Genomic DNA, 26,863 nt, shown 5'->3' with positions numbered 1-26,863 from the left:
CCTCGGGAATCTCCAGCGCGAAGGCGCAGCGCATGCTCGGCTGGACCGCGAAGCGGTCGTGGCGCGACTACCTCGACGCCGACGGCAAGGCGCTTCCGCGCGGCTGAGCACAGCCCGTCAGCACCACGCTGCCCGTGCTAGTGCCGGGCGATGGACTCGACGCCGTGCAGCCGCCCGCGAATGAACGTGTTGGCGTGGGCGGCCAGGTCGCCGGAGTCCTGCCAGAGGTTGCGCCAGATCCCGAGCATCCGGCTCAGGTCCTCGTTGACGACGGCAGAGGAGAACGATTCGAAGACGACGGGGCCGTCGTAGTCGATTCGCGCCAGAGCGCGGAAGAAGGAGTCGAAGTCCACGGTGCCCGAACCCAGGTACCCGCGGTGGCTCTCGCCGATGTGCACGTAGCCGAGCCGGTCGGCGGCGTCGAGCACGGGGGAGAACAGATCCGATTCCTCGATGTTCATGTGATACGTGTCGAGGTGCACCGAGACGTTGGGGTGGTCGACCTCGTCGAGGAAGGCCAGCGCCTGGCGGCCGGTGTTAAGCAGGTTTGTCTCGTAGCGGTTGACGACCTCAAGGGACAGGTGGATGCCGAGGTCTGCCGCTCGCCCGGCGAGCCGGTTCAGGGCGGACGCGCTGGACGCCCGTCCGGCGGCGCTCGCGGGCTCCATGTATTTCTTCATCGCGCTGTAGATCACGCCGCACAGGTGTGTTCCGCCCATCGCGTGCACGATCTCGAGGCAGTCGGTGAGCATCCGCTCGCCGGCGGCTGCCACGGCGGAATCGGGACTCGTTAGGTCGGTTGATTCGCTGAGGCCGAGTGACGCGGTCGACGCGAGGTCATAGTCCTGCAGCAGGCGCGCGGCCAGCTTGCGGTCGAATCCGGCCGGGTCCATGAGCGGGATTTCGATCAGATCGAAGCCCGCTTTCTTGGTTTCGCGGATGGCGTGGGTCAGACCCATTTCGTCGAAAGACCCTGTAAAAACAAGGGCGTGGGCGCCAATCTGCATGGGAAGTCTCGCTTTCGTTGGGGATTCGGGAGTGCTGGTGCGAGGCCGCTCGGATTCACATTGTTACCATTCGGAACGCATAGATACATTAGGATACAACTTGTACCGCCGGTCAAATGATTTCGCAGATTGGTCGGATCTTTGACGTTTTTCGTGGCATGATCATGCTCACGCGTTTTTCCAAATCCATCCTCCGACGAAGTAGGTGAGTGTGTGACAACCCAGCTTTTGAAAGTCAGCGGGATCAGCAAGAGCTTCCCCGGCGTGCAGGCGCTTAAAGACGTTCAATTCGAACTGAACCGAGGCGAGGTTCTCACCCTCGTCGGGGAGAACGGGGCGGGTAAGTCCAGCCTGATGAAGATCCTGTCCGGGATTTACTCGAAGGACTCCGGCAGCATCGTTCTCGAAGGCCGTGAGGTCGAGATCGACAGCCCCAAGGCTGCCCAGGAACTGGGCATCAGCATCATCCACCAGGAGATGAACCTGATGCCGCACCTCACGGTGGCGCAGAACATCTATATCGGACGCGAGCCGAGGAGCGGGCTGTTCGTCCGGGCACGTGCCCTGAACCTTCTCGCCTCCGAGCTTCTGACGCGCCTGGGGATCGACCTCGACCCGCGGGAACTCATTGAGAACCTCACGGTGGCCAAGCAGCAGATGGTGGAAATCGCCAAGGCCTTGTCGTTCGACGCGAAGGTGCTCATCATGGACGAGCCCACCTCCGCCCTGACCGAGGCCGAGACGGAAACCCTCTTCGCCCTGATCGAGGACCTCAAGAAGACCGGAACCGGCGTGATCTACATCTCGCACCGGATGGACGAGCTGCGCCGGCTCTCCGACCGGGTCACGGTGCTGCGCGACGGTGCCTACATCGGCACGCTCGACAAGGCCGAGATCGACATCCCGACCATCATCGAAATGATGGTGGGCCGCCACATCGAGGAGGGCGCTCGGCCAGAGGCGCGCCAGCACGCACACGACGACGTCGTGCTCAAGGTCGAGGGGCTGAACACCCGCCACCTCCTCAAGGACATCAACTTCGAGCTCCGCCGGGGCGAGATCCTCGGTTTCGCCGGGCTGATGGGCGCGGGACGAACCGAGGTCGCCCGGGCGATCATCGGAGCCGACCCGTCCGAGGGCACGGTCATCCAGATCAACGGCAAGCCGGTGAAGATCTCGCAGCCCTCTGAGGCGGTGGCGCACGGCGTCGGCTACCTCTCCGAGGACCGCAAGTTGTTCGGGCTCCTGCTCGAGCAGGACGTGAACACGAACATCCTGCTGGCCTCCCTGGCGGACTACACGAACCGTTTCGGCTTCGTGAACACCGATAAGGGCAAGCAGACGTCCCGGGACTACGTGAAGGCACTGCGGATCAAGACGCCATCGATCCACGCAACCACGAAGAACCTGTCGGGCGGCAACCAGCAGAAGGTCGTCATTGCCAAGTGGCTGGCGCGCGACTGCGACATCCTCATCTTCGACGAGCCGACCCGAGGGATCGACGTCGGGGCCAAGGAAGAGATCTACCGGCTGCTCAACGAGCTCGTGGCGCAGGGGAAATCAATCATCATGATCTCCTCCGAGCTTCCCGAGGTTCTGCGACTCTCCCACCGCATCGTCGTGATGGCGGGCGGCCGCATCACCGGTGTTCTCAATAACGAAGACGCCAGCCAGGCGAAAATCATGGACTACGCAACCCGCATGGGCGACGAGAAAGAGCAGTGAAGCAAATGAACGCATCTCCTGTGACGGAAAAGTCCCCCCTGAAGCCCGATGGGCGCGCCGCGGGTTCGACCAAGAGCTTCCTCCGGGCCAAGCTCCAGCAATCCCTCGCCTTTGCCACCCTGGTCGTCCTCCTGGCCTTCTTCTCCCTGGCCAACGACGCCTTCTTCACCTGGAGCAACATCTCCGGAATCCTGCTGTCGACAGCGGTGATCGGGATCCTCGCCCTGGGTACGACCTTCGTGATCATCACGGGCGGTATCGACCTGTCCATCGGAACGGGCATGACGCTCGCCTCGGTGATGACCGGGATCTTCCTGGTGAACATGCAACTGCCCCTGGTCGTGGGCGTGCTCGGCGGCATCGCGACCGGAGCGCTGATGGGCTTCATCAACGGGTTCAACATCGCCGTGCTTCGGCTCCCCCCGTTCATTGCCACCCTGGCAATGATGCTCATCGCCCAGGGCCTCGCGCTCGTCATCTCCGGCGTCCGCCCGATCTACTTCAGCAGCGTCGAGGGCTTCCGGGACATCGCGCTCGGCACGCTCGTCCCCGGACTGCCCAACGCCGTGCTCATCCTGTTCGCGCTCGCGGGAGCGGCCTACCTCGTGCTGAGCAAGACGATCCTGGGTCGGTACACCTTCGCCATCGGCAGCAACGAAGAGGCGACCCGGCTCTCCGGGGTCGACACCCGCAAGTGGAAGATCATGATCTACACAGTGGCCGGCCTCTTCACCGGAATCGCCGGCGTCGTCATCGCCTCCCGGCTCAACTCGGCCCAGCCGCAACTCGGCGCCGGGTACGAGCTGCAGGCGATCGCCGCGGTGATCATCGGCGGAACCTCCCTCCTGGGCGGCCGGGGGTCGATCATGGGGACCCTGATCGGCGCCCTGATCATGAGCGTGCTCATCAACGGCCTGCGCATCATGTCGATCCAGACCGAATGGCAGAACGTGGTGGTCGGCGCCGTCATCCTGGTCGCCGTCTTCACCGACGCGCTCCGCCAGCGCAGGGCCGGCTCCTAGGCCGCGCCGCGGTCGCCCAACAAGCCAGGAAGAGCTGCGTTTCCCGAGAGGCCGGGCAGCCCTTCCTCAACCGATCCTGAAATCGGTTACATCCCCGAGAATACGCGTTAGGTAACGATCCTGTATCTGCATGTATTATCGCTGTGTTTGGCCGCTCGAAATCGATATCGTGGCGGTGTCAGCTGTGCTGCTGGCCGCCGATCAAACAATGGAGTTACTCGATGAAAACAGGTAAAAAGGTCGCGTTCGTCGCCGCCGCTGCCGCGGTTGCGCTCATGCTGGCCGGCTGCTCGACGAGCGCCGGGTCCACCGACGACAGCGCGAACGGCGGCGGCGACGAGCTGTACATCGCCCTCGTGTCCAAGGGCTTCCAGCACCAGTTCTGGCAGGCCGTCAAGACGGGTGCGGAGAGCAAAGCGAAGGAGCTCGGCGTCAAGGTCACCTTCGAAGGCCCCGCCTCCGAGACCGAGGTTGACAACCAGCTGCAGATGTTCCAGGCCGCGATCGACAAGAAGCCGGATGCCATCGGCTACGCCGCTCTCGACCCCGAAGCCTGCATCCCGTTGATGGAGGCGGCCGAGGCCGCCGAGATCCCCGTAATCCAGTTCGACGCGGGCTGCAACAGTGACTACCCGCTGAGCATCGCCAAGACCGATAGCCTCGGCGCCGGCGCACTGGCGGCCACCCACATGGCCGAACTGATCGGCGACAAGGGCGAGGTCGGCATTGTCGGCCACAGCCAGATCAACTCCACCGGTGTCGAGCGTCGTGACGGCTTCGTCGAGGAGATCAAGAAGAACCACCCGGACATCAAGATCGTCGACATCCAGTACGGCGACGGCGACCACCTGAAGTCGGCCGACATCGCCAAGGCCATGATCGCGGCGCACCCGAAGCTCAAGGGCCTCTACGGCACCAACGAGGGATCCGCCATCGGCATCGTCGGCGCTGTCGGCGAGCTGGGCCTCAAGGCCGGCGACCTGACCGTCATCGGCTTCGACTCCGGCCAGGCGCAGATCGACGCGATCACGAACGGCATGATGGCCGGAGCGATCACGCAGAACCCCATCGGTATCGGCGAGCAGACCGTGCAGGCTGCCTACGACGCCATCAGGGGCAAGACCCCGGAGAAGGTCATCGACACCGGCTTCTTCTGGTACGACAAGACCAACATGGAAGACGCCGAGATCGCTGCCGTCCTCTACAAGTAACACCGCGTCCTCCGCGAGGAGCGCACAAGCCAGAGCCCCTGCCCCGACTAGTCGGGGCAGGGGCTCTGGCTTGTCAGGTGGGGGACTAACGAATGGCAACATCCCCGCAGAGGTGCACGATGACGCCGAGTTCCTGGAACAGGGCGGCCTTGGCGAGCACGGCGCGATCGGCCAGGTCTGCATCGGGCGCGTAAGCGACCTGGGCGTGGTTGGCCTTGTGCCTGGCCATCAGCTGGTCGCGGGAGACGCCGTCGAGTACCGCGTGCATGATGGGCCACTGCGGGTCGGTCGCGTCGAGACGGCGCTGCGTCTCCTCCGCCGGGAGATCGGCCACGTGCCCCCGGCCGAGGTCGACGTGGAGCACCCCGTCCATGATGAACACCCGCGACCAGACGATCTCGCCCGGCTTCGACACCCCGCTCAGTGTTCCGCCGCCGAGGGGGAAGAACATCGCCGGCTGGCGCATGCTGTAGCTCTTGTCGTAACCCCCGTTGTGCGAGGCGGGGACCGAGCCCGAGATCTCAAAGACCCAGACGAACTCCCCGTCGTATTCCTCGCCCCAGCGAACGTCGTGCAGCGTGTTGGCCGGATCGAGCCCCATCGCCGTCCACACGCGATTGGTCACCAGGGCGTCCACGGCCACGCCCTCGTCGACCTCGTTGAAGTGCGGCAGCGCGAGCCCGGCATAGAGCTCACGGCCGCCGTCGCGAGAGAACACGGGGGGCCGCTCGACATTGTTCAGCAGGCCCTCGGCCAGGTCGCTGGCCGGAACGAGGTCCTTCAGCCCCTGCTGGTACTGGATTCCCACGGCATCGAGCCCGTAGTCGTCCGAGATGCGGAGCGCCGCGATGTACATCTTGAACTGGCTGCGCACCTGGGCGGGGGTGAGTTCCGTGGCCTCGTCCTGGCCGAAATGGAAGGTGAAGCCGGCGGCATCCAGCCAGGACTTGATCTCGTCGGCCTCTGAATCGCTGACCCGGTTCATTTCGGCGTAGAGCGCGCTTTGCGAGAGGCGCTCCTTGTAGATGCCGAGCGGGTTGAGCAGTTCGTCGTCGATGATGGCGTTGTACATGCCCATGCAGCCCTCATCGAAGATGCCGATGATGGCCTTCTCCTGCTGGAGCTGCCGGGCGAGCGCGACGCCCAGCTCGACCTCGGGGCTCGCCGGGTCGAGGGCGGGGAGGTCGCGCACGTGGCTCTGGTCGTGCTCGATCGCGCCGGTCTCGAGCCAGGACCGCAGCTTGGCAACGGCCCACTCATCCGTGAAGTCCTTGCTCCACAGTGCCGAGTATGCCACACCGGCCTTGGTGAGGCTGCCGGTGAGGTTGAGCAGGCCGACGAGGCCGGGATAGTCGCCGGCCCAGTTCGCGACGACGAGGATGGGGCCGCGGTGGGACCGCAGGCCGGCCAGGACGTGGTGGCTGTACTGCCACACGGCCTCGACGACGACCAGAGGCGCGTCGGCCGGGATCGTCTTGAAGACTTCGATGCCCATGCGCTGGCCGTCGATGAAGCCGTGACCCTTGACGGGGTCGACGGCGTGCCCGCGCTGCACGCCCCAGCCCAGCGCCTCCACGGCCGCAGCGAAATCGGTCTCGAGGCGCTGCTGGGTCGGCCAGCACTTCTCGTTCGCGCTGTGCCGGAGGTCGCCGCTGGCCACCGTGACGATTGTGTGCTCGGGCGCCGGTGCCTGGCTGAGGGGGACGGGAAGGGTGTAGCTGGTCATTCGATGCGTCCTTCTTTTCATTCGATCTACTGGTGGGCTGGTTGCGGGGTGCCGAGTCGCGCCTGCCGGATGGCGAGGGCGTGCGAGATCCGGCGGGTTGCCGGGTAGAGCGCCAGGTACAGGGCATACAACTCGTCGTACTCGGCGGTCCTTTTCGGCTCGGGATGGCGGATGTCGGCCGGCGGATTCCACGCGTCGATGTCTATATCGGCGTCGGTAACGGTCGACGCCGCGAGGAAGGCAGCCCCGAAGCTGGCGCCGACGGTGGTCGTGGGAATCACCTGCGGAAGCCCGGTCACGTCGCTGACGATCTGTGTCCAGAGCGAACCTCGGGCGCCGCCGCCGACCGCCACGATCCGCTCGATCGTGCCGCCGGCGGCCGTCATCGCTTCGATGTTGTGCCGCACTCCGAATGCCGTCGCCTCGAGTGCGGCACGGTAGAGGTCGCCCGCGGTATGGGAGAGCGTGAGCCCCGCGATCAGGCCGCGGGCGAGCGGATCCTGGATCGGCGTGCGTTCGCCGGCGAAGTACGGCAGCATGAGGAGGCCGCCCGCGCCGACGCCGGATTCGTCGGCGAGGGCGAGAAGCTCGGTGAAGTCCCCCGCGGCCAGCAAGTCCCGGAGCCATCCGGTGATGGCTCCGGACGTCGCCATTCCCGCTGCCAGGTTGTGCGTTCCGGGGAACGCGCCCACCGTTCCCCACAGCCCGGTGGCCGAGAGCGGGCCGGGCACGGTGTTGATGAGAAACATCGTGGTGCCGTACATCAACATGAGGTCGCCCGGACGCTGGGCTCCGACGCTGACCGCCTCCGACCAGGCGTCGATCGTGCCGGCAATGACCGGGATGCCGACGGGTAGCCCGGTTTCGGCCGAGGCCGCCACCGAAACGCGGCCGCCCACGTCGCCCGGCCAGCACAAGTCGGGCAGGCCGATCGGCCCGGCCAGGGGGCGGGCCCAGGGCTCGAACCAGGCCTGAGAACCGGCGTCGTAGAGCGGCGTGCACTGGCTAGCGGAGTGATGGTCGAGCCGATATTCCCCGGTCAGGTTCCAGAGGAGCCAGGAGCTGGGCATGAACAGGCGCCTCGCCTGCGCGAAGGTGTCCGGTTCGTGCTCGGCCAGCCAGGCCAGTTTCGGGCCGACCGCCTGGGTCGACAGTGCCGAGCCGGCGCGGGCCATGACGGCGTCGTCTCCGCCCAGCGTCGCCGTGAGGGCCGCAATCTGCTCGATTGCGCGAGTGTCAACGCCGTACAGGATGGCCGGCCGCAGCGGTGCGCCATCGGCATCCGTGAGCAAAACGCACGGTCCCATACCGCTCACGCCGACGGCTTGGACCGTGACGCCTCGTTCCTCGAGGAGCTCGCGGGTGATCTCGACGAATTCCCGCCACCAGAGTGACGCATCCATCTCCACCCAGCCCGGCTGGGGGCGGGACGCAGCGTGGGCACGGGTCGCGGTGCGGAGTACCCGGCCGTCCATGGTTACCAGTACGCCCTTGCTGCTGGAAGTGCCGATATCCACGCCGATGACCGCACTTGTGCCCATGCCCCCAGCGTTGCAGAAATCGATTTCAGGGTCAAGTGACCGAGCGGTCGTCCGAGCCGGGATTGTTGGACAGGACGAGGGTTCGAGCCGGTTGGTCGTCGCCCTCGAGGCGCTCGAGCAAAAGCGAAGCGGCCCTCTCGCCGAGGCGCCGCGCGGGCAGCGGGATGACAGTCACTCCGATCGGAGGCTGCACCAGGAAGGGCAGATCGCCGAAGACGGCCACGCCGATTCGTGGTGGTGTCAGGCCGTGCTCGGCGAGAATCTGCAGGGCTCCGACGCTCATCAGGTTGTTGGCAACGAACACCGCATCGGGCGGCGTCTCCATGGCCAGCAGATCGGTCATGGCTGCGCGTCCGCCGGCGACCCGGAAATCGGTGTAACGCAGGTAACCGCCCGGGTCCCCGCCGTTCTCGCGCACGGCCTCGTGCCAACCCTGCGCCCGCCGCTCGGCGGTTTCCACCGTGCTCGGCCCGGTGATGCAGGCAATGCGCTCGAAACCCTGGGCGTACAGGGCCAGCGTCGCGTCGCGTCCGCCCGCCACGCTGTCCAGTAGGACGCTGTCGATGTCATGGCCATGCGGGCGCCGGTCGACGGCGACGATCGGGCGCCCTCGACCCAGAAGCGGGGCCAGGTCCGCCTGCCCCCCGGCGGTGGCGAGGATGACGCCGGCCATGTTCTCCGAAACGGCGATCCGGAGGTACCGAGCCTCTTTTTCGGGATCATCGTCGGTGTTGCAGAGCACGACCGAGAAACCGGCGGCCTGGGCTATGTCTTCCACGCCGCGGGCAACCGAGGTGAAGAAGGGATTCTCGATGTCGGGGATGACCAGGGCGATGACCTCGGAGTGCTGCTTCCGCAGGCTCCGCGCCGTGCGATTCGGGGTGAACGACAGCTCTTTAGCGGCTTCACGCACCCGCTGCGCTCTCTCGGGTGACACCGCAATGCCGTTCAACACGCGCGAAACCGTCGCGGGGGACACTCCGGCCAGCGTCGCGACGTCGTAGATCGTTGACATTCTGCCAACCCTACCGATATCGCCTTGCCGGCGACGCCGGGACATCCCGCCGGCTAGCTCCAGGTGAGGAAGCGTTGGGCGTTCCTCGTGAGCATCCCCTCCACGACCTCGGAACCGATCCGGGTGCGAAGTTGGGGGAGGTAGCGCTCGCCGAGGTAGGCCAGCCCCGGCATGCCGCCGTAGGCGCTGTAGCGGCTTCGCCGTGCCACGTCGCCGCCGAGCAGGATATGGTCGGCGCCGCCGCCGGACACGACGGCTTCGGTGAGGTCGAGGAGCTCCGCGTCGCTGCGGGTGCGCGGCCTGGCCATGCCGTCGTAGCCGAGCCACGCACCGCGGGCGGCGAGGTCGAGGTGCAGGGCGGGGTTCGGGTCTCGGTCGGCGTGCGCGAGCAGCACGCGGTGCGCCGGGACACCGGCGGCGTCCAGCAGATCGAGCACCTCGTGGGCTGCGGTGCAGAACTCCAGGTGCACCATGACCGGCGCGCCGGTTGCAGCGTGGGCCAGGGCGACCGCTTCCAGGGTGATCCGCTCGAAGGGTGTGATCGACCAATAGCCGATTGCGGCCTTCAGCAGCCCGGCCCGAACGGGGCCGCTATCGGGCCCGGCCGCCAGGCCACGGTCCTGGTCTCCGTCCCGTCGGGGCATGCCCAGGGTCAGGTCGGCCAGGAAGGCACGCGAACGGGGCTCGGCAGGGAGGTCGCGCAGCCAGTGGTTGGCCGGGTAGTGGCCCTCGTGGTGCGCCCCCGTTGTCGCGATGACGCCGAGGCCGGACGCGAGGCTGATTCGGGCGACGGCCTCCGGGTCGCGGCCCAGGCCGATTGGCGTCGCATCCACCATGGCGTCGAAGCCGCTGGCGGCGAGCAGACACGCTTCCTGCCGGGACGATCCCTCGTCGTCCAACTCGTCGCCCGGGAGGAGCGGACTGACCTGGAACAGGTGCTCGTGATAGTTGACCCGGCCCAGCCGGGCCGGGTCAAGGTCGCCGAGAACCGTGCGCACCTGGTTCATCGGGAGGCCAGGGCTGCCTCGGAGAGCCGGGCGACGAGTTCCTCGGTCAGCCGGACCCCGAACACCTCAGCGATCACCCGCGACCAGCCGTGGATGAAGTAGCGCCAGCCGTCCACGACGACGAGGTCGGATGCCGTTTCCTGCGCTCGTGCCTGGCCCAGGAACTCGAGGGTTCCCCGGTAGTTGAACTCCCACACGTAGGACTGCTCCGGGAACCGCGTGCCGTCGGGCACGGGCGAACCGGGCCGGTCCTTGCCGAGGCCGCTGGCGTTGACGATGAGGCTGCCCTGCGGCGCGGCCGCGAACACGTCACGGGTGTCCGCGGGGTTAGCCGCCAGCACGTAACGGATGAGTCCGCCCGGGGTGCCGCGTCGCTCGTGGACTCCGCGCAGGTGGTCGAGTCGCTCCCGGCTGGTGTCGGTGACGACGATGAGTTCCGGCGCGTCATCGCGCTCGGCGAGGTTCCAGGTGAGGGCGGTGCCGGCGCCGCCCGCGCCCAGGCAGACCGCGTGGGCGCGCGTGCGCCCGAAGTGGTCGGCGGGGAGGAACTCTCCGAGGGCGAGTCCCGCCGTGATCGGGTCCTTCGCATGGCCGATGAGACGGCCGTCGTGCTTGGAGATGCTCGAGATCTCTCCGCACAGCGTGCTGAACTCGTCCAGCGAGTCGAACAGGTCGCTCGCCGCGGCGTAGAGCCCCATCTTATGGGTCGTGACGAGGGCGCCGCGATGGTCGGGGTCATCCCTGATCGCTTCGACGAGCCGCCGGTACTCCTGCGGCGTCGCGTCGACGGGGAGGTCGTGTCCGATCAGGGTGCGGGTGGGCAGGCCGAGGATCTCGGCCCAGATCGGGAAGACGTTCATGATCGACGACTGCGCCGTGCTGACGCCGACGAATCCCATGTAGCCGCTCATCCGCGGGCCCCGGCCGACGCGAATAGGCGAGCCTTGCGCTCGACCTCGTCGTACCGCCCCGAGGCGAGGTCGGCCCCGGAGACGAGGTCCCCGCCGGCTCCGACCGCGACCGCGCCGGCAGCGAACCAGGCGTCGAGGTTCTCGGGAGTGACGCCGCCGGTGGGCATGAGGGCCACGTCGGGGAACGGCCCACGCAGGGCCTTGAGGAACGCAGGGCCGCCCAGCGACGCCGGGAAGATCTTCACGACGTCGGCGCCGTATTCGATCGCGGCCATCACCTCGCTCGGGGTGAGTGCGCCGGTCAGGACGACGAGGCCGGTGGCCTTCATCGCTGCGGTGAGTCCCGGGCGCGTGCCCGGGCTGACCAGGAAGCGGGCTCCGGCAGCCGCTGCCATAGAGGCTTCCTCCGGGGTCGTGACCGTGCCCGCGCCGAGGTAAATGCGCTCGCCGTAGCGAGCGTCGAGCTCACGGATGACCGCGGGGGCGTCGGGGGTGGAGTAGGTGATCTCCAGCCCAAAGATTCCGCCGGCGACCAGTGCGTCGGCGGCGAGCAGGGCCGACTCGGCGCTGGGCGCGCGTACGACGGCGAGCACGCGGGCGTTGATAAGGGGGGCGAGGGTCATGGGGTTTCAGGCTTTCGTCAGAATGGGGTGGGGCGGGGCCTCGCCGGCGAGCACCGCGAGCAGGTTGGTCACGGCCATCGAGCCCATGTTGTCAACGGCTTCGACGGTCTGGGCGCCGAAGTGCGGCGTCACGATCACTCGCGCCGCAAGGTCGGCGGCAAGGAGCGGGGAGGCAGCTCCGCTCGTGTCTCCGACAAGAGTGTCGGCGCCGAAGCCGGAGACCAGGCCGGAGCGCAGGGCGGCGGCGAGGGCGTCTTCGTCGACCAGTTCAGGCCGGGCGGTGTTGATGACCACCAGCCCGGGGCGGGCCGAGGCCAGCCAGTCGCGATCGACTATCGTGGCGCCCCCGGGGGAGTGCAGGGTGACGATGTCGCATTCTGCAGCCATCCGGGCCAGGTCGAACGGGGATGCCCCGGCGGCCTCGATCTGTTCGCCGGACATCCACGGATCGTGGGCCAGGATCCGCGAGCCGAATCCGCACAGTCGCCGGGCGACTCCCTGGCCGATCCGGCCGAAGCCGACGATCCCGACTGCCAACGAGCCGAGTTCGCGGCCGCGGAGCACCGACCAGTCGCCGGCGCGCACCCGGCGGTCGCCTTCGGTCGTGCCGCGGAGCACGGCGAGCATGAGGCCGACCGCGTGGTCGGCAACGGCCGCGCTGTTCGCTCCGGGAGTGTTCGTGACGATGATGCCCCGGTCGCGGGCGGCTTCCAGGTCGACCGCTTCGAAGCCGACCCCGTAGCGGGCGACGACGCGCAGCAGCGGCGCGGCGTCGAGGTGTTCGGCGGTGACCGGACCGGTGCCGGCGATCCAGCCGACGGCCGTCGCGAGCAGCGGGCGCAGCGCATCCAGCGCGTGGTCGGACGGTCCCGTCTCCACGGTGTGGCCGCGCTCGGCGAGGCGCGCCACCAGGTCGACGGATCCCGACGAGAACGAGCGGCTGGTGGCGAGGATCGATCCCATCAGCGACCCGCGCGCTTCGCGAACCAGGGTTCGAGGCTCTCGTAGCCGTCGACGAAGACGGCATGGCGAGTGAGGTAGTCGGAGTGGCGCCCCGAGTCCGGGGTGAATTCCGCCGTGACCTCGGAGAGGTCGCGGGCGGCGCCGAACCCGTCGACGAGCCCGAGGCCGACCGCCGCGGTCACCGCGGCGCCCAGGCTGTTGGCTTCCTCGACGATGGTGCGGCGACGCACCGGCAGTCCCCAGACATCCGCCATGATCTGCAGCCAGACATCGCTCGCGGCGCCGCCGCCGATCGCGTCGATCCGGTCGAGCGTGGCACCCGATTCGCGGAACGACTGGAGGCAGGTGAGGAGGTTGAAGGCGACGCCCTCCAGGACCGCGCGGGTCATCTCCGCACGGCCGTGATGACGCCCGATGCCGATGAATGACCCGGTGGCATTGGGGTTCCAATAGGGCGAGCGCTCGCCGAGGAGGTACGGCAGGAAGTAGAGCCCGCTCGAGGAGGCGTCCGCGGTGGACGCATCCGCCACGAGGGCCGACAGGCTGGCGCCGGACGGCTCGGGGGTCAGCAGTTCCGACACCCATTGCAGCGCGGCGCCGCCGGCCTGCATCGTCGCGGTGGGAACGTAGCGGCCCGGCACGACGTGGTCGAAGGTCATGGTGCGCATCAGGGGGTCGTAGACGGGCGTGTCGCTGGCGAACGAAATCCAGGACGAGGTGCCCAGGGAGACGTAGGCGCCGTCCTCCGGGACCACGATCCCGGCGCCGACGGCGGCGACGGGGCCATCGCCTCCGCCCATGACGACCCGGGTGTCCCGGCTCAGCCCGGTGGCGTTGGCCGCGTCAGTGGTCAGCCGGCCGACGATGGCCGTCGATTCGAGCACCTCGGGGAAGATCGATGCATCGAGGCCCGCGGCGGACAGCATCTCCGCTGACCACATTCCGCGCCCCTGATCGTACGCGTTGGTGGCGGAGGCGTCCGACCGGTCCGTGGCGAGGCGCCCGGTCAGCCGGTGCACGACGAAGTCCTTGGCGACGCAGAAGTGGCGGACTCGCTCGAAGGTCTCCGGTTCGTTGTCGCGCACCCACATGATCTTTTCGAGCGAGTAGGTGGGATTGAGGCGGTGGCCGAGCAGCGAGTAGGCCCGGTCCTGGCCGATGATGGCCTCGAGCTGTGCCGTCTGGGCCGCGCTTCGGGTGTCGGCCCAGATGATCGCCGGGCGCACCGGCTGGAAGGCGGCGTCGAGGAGGACCGCGCCCATCATCTGGCCGCTCACGGTCAGGCCGGTGACGACCGCCGGATCAACGCCCGAACGCGCGACGAGGGAGCGCGTGGCCTCGACGACGGCGTTCCACCAGTGCTGCGGGTTTTGCTCGGCGACGCCGCCGTCAGCGAAGCGCGCAGGGTAGGCCACGGTGACCGCCGTCACGAGGCGCCCGTCGTCGTGGTGAAGCGACGCCTTGTTTCCGGTCGTGCCGAGATCGTGGGCGATGATCACGAGGGTCAGCCTTCGACGTAATCGACGAGCTCAACACCGTCGGCGCCGCTGAGTGCCCGGAGGCCCATGCCGTGCTCGAGCACCCACCCGTAGTCGTGGCCGGCGCCGCCCGGGTAGACGGCGAGAAAGGAATACGGCTCGTCGCCGATGTTGACGCTGCGGTGCGCCCAGCCCGGCGGCATGTAGCCGATGGTACCGGGGGTCATCTCGACCCAGCGGGTTTCGGTGCCGTCGAACATGAGCAGGCCGCCGCGGCCGGAGATGCCGAGATAGATTTCGCCCTGGTGATTGGGGTGCTGGTGGCCCTTCGTCATCCACAGCTCGCCGCCGGTCGTGCCCGGCTGGATTGTCGTGATCGACTGCGGAAGCTCGCGGTCGATTTCCGGTACCGGCGAGGAGATGACGGAGTAGACCACCGGGTCGCCGTCGGCGACCGCCTTTTCCCACGCCTCGTGGTCCCGGAACAGGCCTTCGAGATCGGACATGCGGCGGGTGAGCGTGGGCCCTTCCGGGCTGAGCGTCCCCGCTGCCTGGTCGAAACGGATGCTCATCGGGGGCACGGGCACTGCGTGGTACTGGGACACGGCGGTCTCCTTGGTTTAGAGTCAGCTGCTTTGCTGCCCTCTCAGACTACCTGTACTTACAGGTGACATGTAATTACAGGAAGGTCAGAGCGTGGGCGGGGGAGCCTCGGCCCCCTGCAGGCCCGTGTGGCGCAGGGATGCGGTGCTCTCTTCCGTCGATGACGCCCGGAGCTGGAACTCGAATCGGCTGCGATCGCCACGATGGTAGGCGACGAAGTACTCCATCGGCCGGTCCGTCTCGTCGTAGCTGACGCTCTTGAGCACGAGCAGTGCCTGCCCGGCGCCGACGGCGAGGAGGGCCCCCTGCGCGGCGTCGGCCGATGTGGCCTCGGCCGAGCGCATGCCGCGCACCGCGCGGATCCCGTGCGTGGCCAGCAACGCATAGAGGGACTGGTCGCGCAGGTCGTCGTGGAGCACCAACGAGCCAACCTCGTGCGGCAGGTAGGTCGTGGTCCAGGACCACGGTTCGTCGTCGACGTACCGGAGTCGCTCGATGACGACGACGGGGGTCCCAGGGGCGACGCCGAGCGCATCCGCGACGTCGTCCTCGGCGGGAATGGTCTCCTGCCGGCGAACGTCGCTGTGCACGTGGCCGCCGCGCGCGGCGACCTCTTCGTAGAGTCCCGTGAGCGTGTGGACGAGGCTTTCGGCGGTCTTCTGGTGAGCGACGAAGGTTCCCTTGCCCTTGACCCGTTCGATGACCCCCTGGTGCTCGAGCTGCAGCAACGCCTGCCGAACGACCGTGCGGGAGACGCCGAACCGCTCGCAGAGCTTGTGCTCGCCGGGCAGCAGGTCGCCCGGTCGCATGCCGAGCCGGTTGATGTCCTCGATGATCCGGCGCTTGAGCTGGTGGTACATCGGTACGGGCGCCTTGCGGTCGATGTCGCGGGCCCCGGACTGTCCGGTGAGGGCGGGGGTGTGTGAGTGGGCGGCCATTGTGTCTTCCAGGTCTTTCGTTGCCTCGGTGGGCGATATCAGTATGCGACGCCGGCGTGCAGGATGACGTTGGCGTAGGGCGTGTACTCGCCGGAGCGCACGAAGGCGCGAGCGTCGTGCGTGAGTTCCTTGAATTCCCGGTGGGGGACGAGCGTGATCGCGATACCGAGCGGGTCGAGTCGCTCGCGGAGCGCGGACAGGACCTGGGGGCTGCGCTGTTCGATCTCCGCGGACGCCGTGGCGCCCTCGATGACGAGTTCGGCGAGGACCGTGTCGAGCACGTCCAGGAAGGCGGGAGCGCCGGGGCGGTAGGCCAGGTCGACGCGCTCGGAGCCAGGAGGGATCGGGAGCCCCGCATCCGTCACGACGATGAGGTCGGTGTGCCCGGTTTCCGAGATCACGCGGGAGAGCTGGGGGTTGATGGTGGTGTGCGTGCTCCGCATCAGGCAAGCGCCTTCTGTGCATCGAGCAGGGCGTCGACGTCGGCCCGCCCGGGCAGGCTGGGCGAGGCTCCGCGCTTGGTGACGGCCAGCGCGCCCGCTGCGATGGCACGGCTGATGGCCTCCGGGAGTTCGTGGCCGAGCGCCAGCGACGCCCCGAGGTAGCCCGCGAAGGCGTCCCCGGCGGCTGTCGTGTCAACGGCGGTCACCGGGATGGAATCGAACGCCACGACGTCTCCGGCGGACACCAGGACGGCGCCGGCCGCCGCCATCGTGATCAGGGCGTAGCGCGCTCCGCGGTCGGTGAACCAGCGGCCGGCCCGAACGGCGGAGTCGCGGTCATGCACGACAATCCCGGTGAGGATGCTCGCCTCGGTTTCGTTGGGGGTGACGATGTCCACCAGCGGCCAGATGGCCTCATCGAGTTTCGCGGCCGGGGCCGGGTCGAGGACGACCGTCAGCCCGGCGTCGTGGCCACGGCGAATCGCGTACTGGGTGAGCGCCCAGGGGATCTCGAGCTGGGTGAGCAGGACCTTCGACGACGCACCGCGTTCGGCGAACGCCCTGTCGATCTGGGCCTCGCTGAGCGAGGTGTTTGCCAGCGGCACCATCACGATGTCGTTTTCTCCGGAATCGTCCACCCGGATGTGGGCGATCCCGGTCGGGCCGTCCACCATCCTGACGTGGTCGATGTTGACGCCCGCGGCGCGGAGGCCGTCGGTGACGAGCCCGCTGAAGAGGTCCGTGCCGACGCAGGCGACCATGTGAGCGGTCCCGCCGGCGAGGCCGGCGGCCACCGCTTGATTGGCGCCCTTGCCGCCGAGGACGAGCGTGAATTCATCGCCCAGGATGGTTTCCCCCCGGGCCGGGAGCCGCTGGGAGAACGTGGTGAGATCGGCCGTGATGCTTCCGACGATCAGCACGCCACCGGAGGAGGACGCCGACGACTCTGTCTGGCTCATTCTTGCCTTTCGCAGGCGAAGAACGCCCGTCACGGGGTCGTCGCCTGCGACGCCCCTTCTGCCTGTAATTACATTAGCCGACAGGTAGGACTAGGGTCGGTTCGTCGGTGGATCGCATCGACGATAGTGTGAACTGCCGATCGCCCCGGGAAGAAAGCCAGCACCAGTGACTCGTGAACTTCGTTTCTATGCCGATAGCGCCAACGTCGAGGAGATCAGCGCCCTGCTGGCCGACGGGCTGGTGCATGGAGTCACCACGAACCCGACGATTCTCGAACGCGGCCGGCGGTCGGTCCGCGACATTCCGGAACTGTATGCCCGATGGGAAGCCGAAGGCGCCCGCGAAATCTTCTTCCAGGCCTGGGGCGACAGCGCGAAGACGATGATCGGCAATGCGGAACGCCTGGCCGCGCTCGGGTCGCGCGTCGTGGTCAAGGTCCCGGCGACGCGCGACGGATTCACCACCGCGGCCGCCCTCGTTTCGGCGGGCGCGACGGTCCTGGTCACCGCCGTGTATGCGCAGGCGCAGGCCCTGGCCGCCGCTACGGTCGGCGTGAGGTACATCGCGCCTTACCTCGGCAGGTTGAACGATGCCGGGCGAGAGGGCGTTGCCGAGATCTCGGCCATGCAGTCGCTGGTCCAGGGCAGTGGCACGGACGTGCTCGCCGCGAGCCTGCGGACACCGGACGACATCGTGTCCCTGGCCGAAGTTGGCGTGCCCTTCTTCACCGCCGCGCCGGCGGTCATTCTCGCGGCGCTCTACAGCGAGGTCAGCGACCGCTCAGCCGAGGACTTCGAGGCTGCCGTGGCGCGCGGGTTGCAGGACTAAGGCCACCGACTCACGAACCGACGGCCGCGTCGCGCAGCCACTGCTCGACACCGGAAATGTGCACGATGGTCAGCGCCTGGGCGAGGTCGGCATCGCCTCGCTCGAGGGCGTCGACGATGCTCACGTGCTCGGCCAGCGTGCGAGCGACCGCATGCTCCTGGGTGAGGCCGCGCCAAATGCGCGCCCTGACGGTGCTGCTGGAGAGCGAGTCGACCAGGCTCGCCAGGTAGGAGTTGCCCGCGGCGGCAACGATCGCGCCGTGGAACTCGAGGTCGTGCTCGACGAGTCCCTCCACGCTGGTCGAGTCGCTCACCGACCTGATCTGGTCCCTCAGCTCGGCGATGGCTGCCGCATCCATCCGCACCGCGGCCAGCGCGACAGCGGCCGGTTCGAGGATTCTGCGCACCGCAAAGAGGTCGAGGATCGAGTTGTCGGCGTGGAGGTCCACCACGAACGAGAGAGCCTCGAGCAGCAGCCGCGGCTCGAGGCTGGTGACGTAGGTTCCGTCGCCGCGGCGCACATCGAGGACCCGGATGACCTCCAGCGCCTTGATGGCCTCGCGCATGGAGCTGCGGGACAAGCCCAGCCGCTCGCTGAGCTCCTTCTCCGGGGGCAGCCGGTCGCCCGGTCCGATCTCGCCCGAAAGGATCATTTCCTTGATCTTGAAGATCGCTTCATCCGTCACGGCCATGCAAAGATCCTACCTTTCGGGCCGGGCGGGCGCGGGCGCGCGGCGAGGCTAGGCGATCTTCTGCTGCTTCGCCACGACCGGCAGCAGGAGCAGCAGGCCGAGCAGAAGCACGAGCACGATGCCGAGGATGCCCCAGTACGTCTCGCCGAAGATCGTCACCATGAGTGCGAACGCGGTGGGTGCGAGGAAGCTGGCGGCGCGCCCGGTGGTCGCGTAGAGGCCGAAGACCTCGCCCTCGCGTCCCGCCGGGATGAGCCGGGCGAGGAACGTGCGGCTCGCCGACTGCGCCGGTCCGACGAAGAGGGTGAGAGCAAGGCCGGCCGTCCAGAACACGATCTGCCCCCCGTCGTGCAGGAAGAACACGAGCCCGCCGCAGACAATCAGGCCGACGAGGGCCGTCACGATGATCGGTTTCGAGCCGAGTCGGTCGTCGAGCGACCCGGAGATGACGGTCGCGATACCGGCCACGACGTTCGCGACGATCGCGAAGATGATGACCTCGCCGGGAGAGAAGCCGAAGACGGATGCCGCGAGTACGCCTCCAAAGGTGAACACCCCGGCCAGTCCGTCGCGGAAGACGGCGCTGGCAATGAGGAAGTACACGGTCTGCCGGCTGGTCCGCCAGAGCCGCGCAATGTCGTGGCCGAGCACCGCGTAGGACCGGAAGAACCCGACCCGGTCGCGCCGGGCGGCCGGCGGCGTGCGGTATTCGGGCACCCGGAGCAGCACCGGGAGGGCGAAAAGCCCGAACCAGGCGGCGGAGATGAGCATCGTGACGCGCACGGCCAGCCCGTTCTCGCTGGTCACGCCGAACAAGCCCACCTCGGGCTTGATGAAGCCGAAGTAGACGATGAGCAGCAGCACGATGCCGCCGAGGTAGCCCATTCCCCAGCCGAAGCCGCTCACCTTGCCGATCGTGCGCGGGGTCGAGACCTGGGCGAGCATGGCGTTGTAATTGACCCCGGCGAACTCGAAGAACACGTTTCCGGCCGCGACGAGGAACAGCCCGAGCAGCAGGAAGGCGGGCGATGCCTCGACGAAGAACATGGCCGCCGTCAGGGCGACGACGATGAACGTGTTCACGCCGAGCCAGAACTTGCGCCGGCCCGACGTATCGGAGCGCTGCCCGGTGACGGGGGCCAGCACGGCAATCAGGAACCCGGCGATCGCCAGCGCCCAGCCGAGCTGCGCCGAGATCACGTCCTTGTCGCCGAAGGCCGAACCGGTGATGTAGACGGTGAACACGAAGGTGGTGACGACCGCGTTGAAGGCGGCGGATCCCCAGTCCCAGAAGGCCCAGGCAACCACGTGTCCCCGCTCGGGCACGGGGTTGGCGTCGTTGTCGGCGATGACAAGTGGCTCGGTCATGCGATCAGGCTAGTGGCTGGGTCGCCGATCAGTGATAAAGCTCGGCGACGAGTTCGGCGAACACCTCCCGGGCGTCGCACGGGACCCGGCGTCCATCCAACTCAGGCCCGGGTATGAGCCCGAGTGAGCGCTCAACCCGCTGATTACTGCAGGGCCAGCACCGAGCCAAGGAACTCCGGATAACTCGCGAAATACAGCACGCCGTCGCGGTGGTAGAGGGCCGGCGTGTAGTTGGGGTCGTAGTCCTTCGGCGCGGTCAGCGTGCCGGTGAACGGGGCGTCGCCTTCCGTGTATCCGGCGGCGAGCAGTTCCGCGCGCTTCGCGTCCCAGCCCGGCGCATCCAGGTCGACCTGCGCGAACCACACCCGCACGTCGCCCTCCGACTTTTCCCAGACGCAGGCCAGGCCGCCGGCGTCAATCATCGCCTGCATGGCTGAGCCGAGGGCGGACGTGTCTGCCGCGAGATCCATTCCGTCTGTGGCCAGCGAGGCGTACTCGGCGTCGGCCAGCACGGTGTCGCACGTCGCGCTTGCCGCGGGCGTCGCCGGGCTCGACGTTGGCGTTGCCGGTGGGATGGAGGTCGCCGGGCCACCGGCATCCGTTTGTGCTGTCGCGCAGCCGGTCAGGCAGAGGACGAGCGCGCCGGCGATCAGGCTTCCGTGTCGAATGTGCATGTGGTTCCCCCCGCTGACGGTGCCCGTTGGCCACAAACTATCGGTCACGGGGGCGCCGTGACCCGCGATCAGGATAACGATTGAGCCAGGGTGCGCCCGTCACGACGAAGTTGAGTCGTTCACACTCAACTTTCAGGCACGCGGCTTGACACTCATTTCGTTCCGCGTCACACTTGAGTCTGCAACGCTCAAGTTCGTGCAATCGGGTTGGGCAACATTTACTTTGAAGGAGAACGCACACATGGCTCGTGCAGTAGGCATCGACCTCGGAACCACCAACTCTGTGGTGGCCGTCCTCGAGGGTGGAGAACCCACCGTCATCGCAAACGCCGAAGGATTCCGCACGACCCCCTCGGTGGTCGCCTTCACGAAGGACGGTGAGGTGCTGGTCGGTGAGACCGCCAAGCGCCAGGCCGTCACCAACGTCGACCGCACCATCGCCTCGGTCAAGCGCCACATGGGCACCGACTGGACCGTCGCCGTCGACGACAAGAAGTACACGCCGCAGGAAGTTTCCGCGCGCATCCTGGCCAAGCTCAAGCGCGACGCCGAGGCGTACCTGGGCGACACCGTGACGGATGCCGTCATCACGGTCCCCGCCTACTTCAACGACGCCGAGCGCCAGGCCACCAAGGAGGCCGGCGAGGTCTCCGGGCTCAACGTGCTCCGCATCATCAACGAGCCGACCGCCGCGGCGCTGGCCTACGGCCTCGACAAGGGCAAGGAAGACGAGCTCATCCTGGTCTTCGACCTCGGTGGCGGAACGTTCGACGTCTCGCTCCTCGAGGTGGGCAAGGACGACGAGTTCTCGACCATCCAGGTGCGCTCGACCGCCGGCGACAACCGCCTCGGCGGCGACGACTGGGACCAGCGCATCGTCGACCACCTGATCAAGAAGTTCAAGGAGACCACCGGCGTCGACGTCTCGAAGGACAAGATTGCCAAGCAGCGCCTCAAGGAAGCCGCCGAGCAGGCCAAGAAGGAGCTCTCGAGCAGCATGTCGACGAGCATCCAGCTGCCCTACCTCTCCCTCACCGAGAACGGCCCCGCCAACCTCGACGAGACGCTCACCCGCGCCCAGTTCGAGAAGATGACCGAGGACCTGCTCGACCGCACGAAGAAGCCGTTCCAGGACGTCATCCGCGAGGCCGGCGTCAAGGTGGGCGACATCGCCCACGTCGTGCTCGTCGGTGGATCGACCCGCATGCCCGCCGTCTACGAGCTCGTCAAGGCCGAGACCGGCGGCAAGGACCCGAACAAGGGTGTCAACCCGGACGAGGTCGTCGCCGTGGGCGCCGCCCTGCAGGCCGGCGTGCTGAAGGGCGAGCGCAAGGACGTCCTGCTCATCGACGTCACCCCGCTGAGCCTCGGCATCGAGACCAAGGGCGGCATCATGACGCGCCTGATCGAGCGCAACACGGCGATCCCGACCAAGCGCAGCGAGACGTTCACCACGGCCGACGACAACCAGCCGTCCGTGGCGATCCAGGTCTTCCAGGGCGAGCGCGAGTTCACCCGCGACAACAAGAACCTGGGCACCTTCGAGCTGACCGGCATCGCGCCGGCCCCGCGCGGCATCCCGCAGGTCGAGGTCACCTTCGACCTCGATGCCAACGGGATCGTGCACGTGTCCGCCAAGGACAAGGGCACCGGCAAGGAGCAGTCGATGACCATCACCGGCGGCACCGCACTGGCGAAGGAAGACATCGAGCGCATGGTGCGCGAGGGCGAGGAGCACGCCGCGGAGGACAAGCGCCGCCGCGAGGCCGCCGAGACCCGCAACACCGCCGAGCAGCTCGCGTACTCGATCGAGAAGCTGATCAAGGAGAACGATGACAAGCTGCCCGAGGACGTCAAGTCCGAGGTGCAGGCCGACGTCGACGCGCTCAAGTCAGCGCTCGTCGGCGACGACGACGACGCCGTGAAGGCGGCGTTCGACAAGCTCAACGAGAGCCAGGGCAAGATCGGCGAGGCCATCTACGCGAAGAGCCAGGCGGATGCTTCGGCCGCTCCTGAGTCCGGCGCCGAACAGCCCGCCCCGGAGAACTCCGACGAAGACGTTGTCGACGCCGAGGTTGTCGACGACGAGGACGAAGCGAAGAAGTAATGGCAGACGACAAGAAGCGTCCGGAGGACGAGCCGGCCTCCGCCGAGGAGACCACCGAGGAGACCACCGAGGAGACCGTCGAGGAGATCATCGAGGCCGAGGTGGTGCCTGAGGGTGCCGCCTCGGCGGCCCCGGCCGACGGGATCGAAGAGGACGAACTCACGGTCCAGGACATCCTGGATGCCGCGGAGCGCGAGATCGCCGAACCGTCGAGCGAGCACCTCGCCGACCTCAAGCGCGTGACCGCGGAGTACGCCAACTACCGCAAGCGCACCGAGGCGAACCGCGAGGTGGAACGCGAGCGCATCACCGGCGAGGTCGTCAAGGTTCTCATTCCCGTGCTCGACGACCTCGGTCGCGCCGAGAGGCACGGAGATCTGGCGGGCGACACCGCGTTCGCCACGATCGCGGCCAAGCTCCGGGCGAGCGTCGAGCGCCTGGGCCTGAAGCCGTTCGGCACGGTCGGGGATCCGTTCGATCCGTCCATGCACGAGGCGATCTTCCAGCAGCCCAGCCCGGACGTCCAGACGGAAACCGTCGGCGACGTCGTCGAAACCGGGTACTACCTCGGCTCGAGCCTGTTGCGCGTGGCGAAGGTCGTCGTTCAGGTACCGAGCGATGGCTAGCCAGGACTGGTTCGATAAGGATTTCTACAAGGTCCTTGGCGTCTCCAAGGACGTCTCGCCGGCCGAGCTGAAGAAGGCTTACCGGAAGCTCGCCCGCAAGTACCATCCGGATGCGAATCCGGGCAATGCGGCGGCCGAGGCCAAGTTCAAGGAACTCAGCGAGGCGCATGCCGTCATCGGCGACGCTGAACAGCGCAAGGAGTACGACGCCGTGCGCGCCATGGGCGGTGGAGCACGCTTCACCGCCCCGGGCGGCGGCGGACAGGCCGGCGGGTTCGAGGACGTCTTCGGCGGCATGTTCGGTGGCGGTGGCGGGGGGCGCCAGCAGGGCTACAGCTTCCAGCAGGGCGGGTTCGACGACGTGCTCGGCGGCGTCTTCGGACGCGGCGGCGGCCAGTTCGGCACCTCCAGCGGCGGCTTCCGCGGCTACGGTGGGCCGAGCAGGGGCCATGACGTGGTCGCCACGGCCACCATCGACTTCATCACCGCCGTCCACGGCGACCAGATCACGCTGCAGACGCAGGATGGCCGGCCGATCAAGGTCAAGATTCCCGCGGGCGTGGCCGACGGCCAGAAGATCAAACTGCGCGGCAAGGGGCAGCCGAGCCCCGACGGTGGCGAGCCGGGCGACATCATGCTCACGATCACGGTGCGCAAGCACCCGGTCTTCGAGCGCGAAGGACTCAACCTGCGCGTCACCGTGCCGATCACGTTCGTCGAGGCGACCCTCGGCGCCACGATCGAGGTGCCGACGCTCGGCGGCCCCCCGGTCAAGCTGCGCGTCGCCCCTGGCACGCCCAGCGGCCGGGTGCTCCGGGTCAAGGGACGCGGGGTGACCACGCCCAAGGGCGTCGGTGACCTCCTCGCGGTCGTGCAGGTGGCCGTTCCGTCGCACCTGTCGAATGACGCCCAGGAGAAGCTCGAGGCGTTCGCCGAGGCCCTGCCCAGGGAAAACCCGCGTGAGGACCTCCTGGCGAGGGCGAAGGACTGACCATGGACGAGAACACCCGGGTCTTCGTGATTTCGATGGCGGCGGAGCTTGCGGGCATGCACCCGCAAACCCTGCGCCAATACGATCGCCTCGGGCTCGTCAGCCCGGGGCGCACGCCCGGGAAGTCCCGCCGCTACTCCGTGCGGGACGTGGCCAGGCTGCGGGAGGTCGCCCAGCTGGGCGCCCAGGGGGTGAGCCTGGAAGGCATCCGGCGCATTCTCGAGCTCGAAGACCACGTGCGTGGACTCGAGGCCCGGCTGCGTGAACTCGAATCGGCCCTGGCCGATGAGATGCTCAACCGCCCGGGCCGCCGCGTTTTCGCGGCCGGCTCGGCCGGTGAGGTCACCTCGATGCGGGCCGGAACGCGCCTCCGCCGCTCGAACCAGGTGGTCATCTGGCGGCCGCTCGAACCTCGCTGACAGCGCTGAGTTGCGGACAACGCACCTTCTACTTCGCTCGCGAAGGTTCGTTGTCCGCAGGTCAAACCTGGCGACCGCGGGGAGGGCGCCCCAGCGTCCCGGCTACCTTGGCCCGGCTACCCTGAGGGGATGCCCGACTTCTCCTTCGACCGCCTCCGGCGCCACCCGGATGTCGAGGCCGAGAACCTCTTCGCCGTCGACGCGAGCGACCGGCTGATCCTCGATGAGGCGGCCGCGGACCTGGCGGCTGCGGGGCCCGGAGAGGTGGTCGTGCTCGAGGACCATTACGGGGCGCTCACGCTCGGTGCGGCGGCGCTGCACGGCGCGCGGGGCATCCGGACCCACCAGGACGGACTCTCCGGTGAGCAGGCGCTCGCCCGCAACGCGGCCGAGTCCGGGTTGGCGGAGGCCTACCGCTCGCTGCCGCTGGGCGAGGAACTCCTGGCCGGGGCTCGGGTTGTGCTGCTGCAATTGCCGCGCAGCCTGTCGGCGCTCGACGAGCTGGCCGACGCCGTGCGCCGGTTCGCGTCGCCGCACGTGCGCGTGTTCGCGGGCGGACGGATCAAGCACATGACCATCGCCATGAACGAGGTCCTGGGCCGCCATTTCGGCGAACTGCAGGTGTCGCCGGCCCGGCAGAAGTCCCGGGTGCTGATCGCCTCGGCGCCGTTGCCGGTGACCGACGCGCCGGCCTGGCCGCGGGTGGCGCGGCACGACGACCTGGCCCCCGGGCTGTCGCTCACAGTCTGCGCGCACGGGGCGGCCTTCGCGGGCACCACGATCGACATCGGCACGCGATTCCTGCTGGAGTTCCTCGACCGGATGAAGCCGGATGCCGGGTCGGCCATCGACCTCGGCTGCGGCACCGGCGTGCTCGCGGCAGCCCTGGCCCGGCGCCGCCCCGGGCTGCGGCTGATCGCCACCGACCAGTCGGCCGCGGCCGTCGCATCCGCCCGGGCCACCATGGAGGCCAACGGCGTGACCGACCGGGTGCGTGTCGTGCGGGACGACGCGCTCGGCAGCCGACCGGATGCCTCGGCCGAGCTGATTGTGCTGAACCCGCCCTTCCACATCGGCTCGTCGGTGCACGCCGGGATCGCGCTGAAGCTCTTCGAGGATGCCGCGCGCGTGCTCCGGCCCGGCGGGGAGCTGTGGACCGTCTGGAACACCCACCTCGGCTACCGCCCCGCGCTCACCCGCATCGTCGGCCCGACGCACCAGGTCGCTCGCAACGCCAAATTCACCGTCACCGTCTCAACCCGCTAACTCACCCCCGCGAAACCGCAGTTGTGCGCGTTATTCGGGCGTTTTAACGCGCACAACTGCGGTTTCGGGGGGGGGGGGGAGGAGAGGGGGATTCCGTTCAGGAGGTCGAGGTGCCAGGCGTCGGCGTGGTGGCGCACGCGGGTGAGCGCGGCATTGTCGATGGTGCCCACGTCCCGGGCGAACGCCCTCGTGAGGGCGAGCCGGATGAGCGTGCCGTGGGTGACGATGATGATGCGCGCCCCGCGGTGTTCCCGGGCGAGCAGCTCCAGGCTGTCGATTGCGCGTTCGGCGACGGCGGACTCGCTCTCCGCGCCGTGGAAGCCGCCCGGAAACCGGAGCGCCTCGAGTTCGTCGCCCGCGCGGAGTCCCTCGGCCGGGCCGTAGTCGCGCTCGACGAGGCCCGGGATGCGCCGGGTGACGTCGAGCTCGAGCCCCGCGGCGATGAGGTCGGCCGTCTCGGCGGCGCGGGAGAGCGGCGAGGAGGCGAGGAAGTCCCAGTCGTAACCGGACAGGGCCGTGACGGCATCCGTCGCCTGCCCTCGGCCGGTGTCGTTGAGCGGGATGTCGGTCGCGCCCTGGATGCGCTGCTGGGCGTTCCAGGCGGTCTGGCCGTGGCGGATCAGGGCGAAGGTCGTGGTGGGGCTCACCCGACCATTCTGCCGTGGGCGGCTAGGCGGACGCTCCGCGTGTGGCGGCTCGGCAAGCCCGCCGGAACCGGCG

General features: G+C 68.1%; 26 protein-coding genes. 9 read left to right on the top strand and 17 right to left on the bottom strand.

The features are described 5' to 3' along the window. Window positions 1-137: 137 nt before the first annotated feature. Window positions 138-1,007 carry a sugar phosphate isomerase/epimerase family protein gene (locus BLQ39_RS11410; protein ID WP_092324101.1) on the bottom strand — a complete coding sequence of 290 codons (870 nt, stop codon included), beginning with the start codon at window positions 1,005-1,007 and terminating at the stop codon, window positions 138-140. A gap of 213 nt (window positions 1,008-1,220) precedes the next feature. Here BLQ39_RS11410 and BLQ39_RS11405 point away from each other — a divergent pair, with 213 nt between their 5' ends. From BLQ39_RS11405 to BLQ39_RS11395, 3 genes are all read left to right on the top strand, one after another. After that, window positions 1,221-2,732 (top strand): sugar ABC transporter ATP-binding protein, encoded by a 1,512-nt coding sequence (locus BLQ39_RS11405; RefSeq protein ID WP_092324100.1) that lies wholly within the window; start codon window positions 1,221-1,223, stop codon window positions 2,730-2,732. A 5-nt stretch (window positions 2,733-2,737) separates the two neighbouring features. Next, entirely contained in the window at window positions 2,738-3,754 is a 1,017-nt protein-coding gene (locus BLQ39_RS11400; protein ID WP_092324098.1) for an ABC transporter permease, read from the top strand. A gap of 221 nt (window positions 3,755-3,975) precedes the next feature. After that, complete coding sequence (locus tag BLQ39_RS11395) at window positions 3,976-4,965, top strand: ABC transporter substrate-binding protein (protein ID WP_092324097.1); 990 nt, start codon at window positions 3,976-3,978, stop codon at window positions 4,963-4,965. Between the two features lie 85 nt (window positions 4,966-5,050). Here BLQ39_RS11395 and BLQ39_RS11390 read toward each other — a convergent pair whose 3' ends face one another. The 12 genes from BLQ39_RS11390 to BLQ39_RS11335 form a co-directional block, all read right to left on the bottom strand. Further along, complete coding sequence (locus BLQ39_RS11390; protein WP_092324095.1) at window positions 5,051-6,691, bottom strand: fucose isomerase; 1,641 nt, start codon at window positions 6,689-6,691, stop codon at window positions 5,051-5,053. A gap of 26 nt (window positions 6,692-6,717) precedes the next feature. Beyond that, window positions 6,718-8,232: an FGGY-family carbohydrate kinase gene (locus BLQ39_RS11385; RefSeq protein WP_092324094.1), complete on the bottom strand. Its 1,515-nt coding sequence runs from the start codon at window positions 8,230-8,232 to the stop codon at window positions 6,718-6,720. 31 nt (window positions 8,233-8,263) lie between these two features. Further along, window positions 8,264-9,292, bottom strand: a complete 1,029-nt coding sequence (locus BLQ39_RS11380; RefSeq protein WP_241986990.1) for a LacI family DNA-binding transcriptional regulator — start codon at window positions 9,290-9,292, stop codon at window positions 8,264-8,266. An 8-nt stretch (window positions 9,293-9,300) separates the two neighbouring features. After that, the gene (locus BLQ39_RS11375) at window positions 9,301-10,254 is read right to left on the bottom strand and encodes a phosphotriesterase family protein (RefSeq protein WP_092324091.1); all 954 of its coding nucleotides are present in this window, start codon (window positions 10,252-10,254) and stop codon (window positions 9,301-9,303) included. Then, window positions 10,251-11,165, bottom strand: a complete 915-nt coding sequence (locus BLQ39_RS11370; protein WP_092324089.1) for a shikimate dehydrogenase family protein — start codon at window positions 11,163-11,165, stop codon at window positions 10,251-10,253. The genes BLQ39_RS11375 and BLQ39_RS11370 overlap by 4 nt, the downstream gene beginning before the upstream one ends. Next, on the bottom strand, window positions 11,162-11,788 hold the full coding sequence (locus BLQ39_RS11365; RefSeq protein WP_092324088.1) for a bifunctional 4-hydroxy-2-oxoglutarate aldolase/2-dehydro-3-deoxy-phosphogluconate aldolase: 627 nt from the start codon (window positions 11,786-11,788) through the stop codon (window positions 11,162-11,164). The genes BLQ39_RS11370 and BLQ39_RS11365 overlap by 4 nt, the downstream gene beginning before the upstream one ends. A gap of 6 nt (window positions 11,789-11,794) precedes the next feature. Continuing rightward, on the bottom strand, window positions 11,795-12,751 hold the full coding sequence (locus tag BLQ39_RS11360; RefSeq protein WP_092324086.1) for an NAD(P)-dependent oxidoreductase: 957 nt from the start codon (window positions 12,749-12,751) through the stop codon (window positions 11,795-11,797). Further along, complete coding sequence (xylB, locus tag BLQ39_RS11355; RefSeq protein ID WP_092324085.1) at window positions 12,751-14,250, bottom strand: xylulokinase; 1,500 nt, start codon at window positions 14,248-14,250, stop codon at window positions 12,751-12,753. Before xylB ends, BLQ39_RS11360 begins: the two co-directional genes overlap by 1 nt. A 5-nt stretch (window positions 14,251-14,255) precedes the next feature. Then, window positions 14,256-14,834, bottom strand: a complete 579-nt coding sequence (locus BLQ39_RS11350) for a glucose-6-phosphate isomerase family protein (protein WP_092324084.1) — start codon at window positions 14,832-14,834, stop codon at window positions 14,256-14,258. 84 nt (window positions 14,835-14,918) lie between these two features. After that, window positions 14,919-15,770, bottom strand: coding sequence for a GntR family transcriptional regulator (locus BLQ39_RS11345; RefSeq protein WP_092324082.1), 852 nt, complete (start codon window positions 15,768-15,770; stop codon window positions 14,919-14,921). A gap of 38 nt (window positions 15,771-15,808) precedes the next feature. Beyond that, a complete protein-coding gene (rbsD, locus tag BLQ39_RS11340; RefSeq protein WP_092324078.1) occupies window positions 15,809-16,213 on the bottom strand; it encodes a D-ribose pyranase in 405 nt (134 codons plus the stop codon). Further along, complete coding sequence (locus BLQ39_RS11335; protein WP_092324077.1) at window positions 16,213-17,172, bottom strand: ribokinase; 960 nt, start codon at window positions 17,170-17,172, stop codon at window positions 16,213-16,215. The genes rbsD and BLQ39_RS11335 overlap by 1 nt, the downstream gene beginning before the upstream one ends. A 166-nt stretch (window positions 17,173-17,338) precedes the next feature. On the opposite strand from BLQ39_RS11335, the gene BLQ39_RS11330 reads away from it, so the two are divergent. After that, window positions 17,339-18,001: a transaldolase family protein gene (locus BLQ39_RS11330; protein ID WP_166784495.1), complete on the top strand. Its 663-nt coding sequence runs from the start codon at window positions 17,339-17,341 to the stop codon at window positions 17,999-18,001. A gap of 10 nt (window positions 18,002-18,011) precedes the next feature. Here the strand turns inward: BLQ39_RS11330 and BLQ39_RS11325 are convergent, their stop codons facing one another. The 3 genes from BLQ39_RS11325 to BLQ39_RS11315 form a co-directional block, all read right to left on the bottom strand. Continuing rightward, window positions 18,012-18,692 (bottom strand): FadR/GntR family transcriptional regulator, encoded by a 681-nt coding sequence (locus tag BLQ39_RS11325; RefSeq protein WP_092324074.1) that lies wholly within the window; start codon window positions 18,690-18,692, stop codon window positions 18,012-18,014. Window positions 18,693-18,740: 48 nt separating this feature from the next. Beyond that, on the bottom strand, window positions 18,741-20,060 hold the full coding sequence (locus BLQ39_RS11320) for an MFS transporter (protein ID WP_092324072.1): 1,320 nt from the start codon (window positions 20,058-20,060) through the stop codon (window positions 18,741-18,743). Window positions 20,061-20,203: 143 nt separating this feature from the next. Then, window positions 20,204-20,734, bottom strand: coding sequence for a hypothetical protein (locus tag BLQ39_RS11315; protein ID WP_135109412.1), 531 nt, complete (start codon window positions 20,732-20,734; stop codon window positions 20,204-20,206). 241 nt (window positions 20,735-20,975) lie between these two features. On the opposite strand from BLQ39_RS11315, the gene dnaK reads away from it, so the two are divergent. The 5 genes from dnaK (at window position 20,976) to BLQ39_RS11290 (ending at window position 26,143) form a co-directional block, all read left to right on the top strand. Continuing rightward, window positions 20,976-22,841, top strand: a complete 1,866-nt coding sequence (gene dnaK, locus BLQ39_RS11310; RefSeq protein WP_092324069.1) for a molecular chaperone DnaK — start codon at window positions 20,976-20,978, stop codon at window positions 22,839-22,841. Further along, window positions 22,841-23,467 carry a nucleotide exchange factor GrpE gene (locus BLQ39_RS11305; RefSeq protein WP_092324068.1) on the top strand — a complete coding sequence of 209 codons (627 nt, stop codon included), beginning with the start codon at window positions 22,841-22,843 and terminating at the stop codon, window positions 23,465-23,467. Before dnaK ends, BLQ39_RS11305 begins: the two co-directional genes overlap by 1 nt. Continuing rightward, window positions 23,460-24,458, top strand: a complete 999-nt coding sequence (locus BLQ39_RS11300) for a DnaJ C-terminal domain-containing protein (RefSeq protein ID WP_092324066.1) — start codon at window positions 23,460-23,462, stop codon at window positions 24,456-24,458. Before BLQ39_RS11305 ends, BLQ39_RS11300 begins: the two co-directional genes overlap by 8 nt. A 2-nt stretch (window positions 24,459-24,460) precedes the next feature. Next, window positions 24,461-24,877, top strand: coding sequence for a heat shock protein transcriptional repressor HspR (locus BLQ39_RS11295; RefSeq protein ID WP_092324064.1), 417 nt, complete (start codon window positions 24,461-24,463; stop codon window positions 24,875-24,877). 129 nt (window positions 24,878-25,006) lie between these two features. Beyond that, on the top strand, window positions 25,007-26,143 hold the full coding sequence (locus BLQ39_RS11290; protein ID WP_092324063.1) for a class I SAM-dependent methyltransferase: 1,137 nt from the start codon (window positions 25,007-25,009) through the stop codon (window positions 26,141-26,143). Here BLQ39_RS11290 and BLQ39_RS11285 read toward each other — a convergent pair. Next, window positions 26,140-26,790, bottom strand: a complete 651-nt coding sequence (locus BLQ39_RS11285) for a histidine phosphatase family protein (protein ID WP_092324061.1) — start codon at window positions 26,788-26,790, stop codon at window positions 26,140-26,142. The two genes, BLQ39_RS11290 and BLQ39_RS11285, sit on opposite strands and share 4 nt — an antisense overlap. Between the last annotated feature and the right edge of the window lie 73 nt (window positions 26,791-26,863).

The organism is Cryobacterium psychrotolerans, assembly GCF_900101115.1.
GTDB classification, from domain to species: Bacteria; Actinomycetota; Actinomycetes; order Actinomycetales; family Microbacteriaceae; genus Cryobacterium; species Cryobacterium psychrotolerans.
Note: the sequence above shows the minus strand (reverse complement) of the source record. Positions and strands in the feature narration are given on the sequence as shown.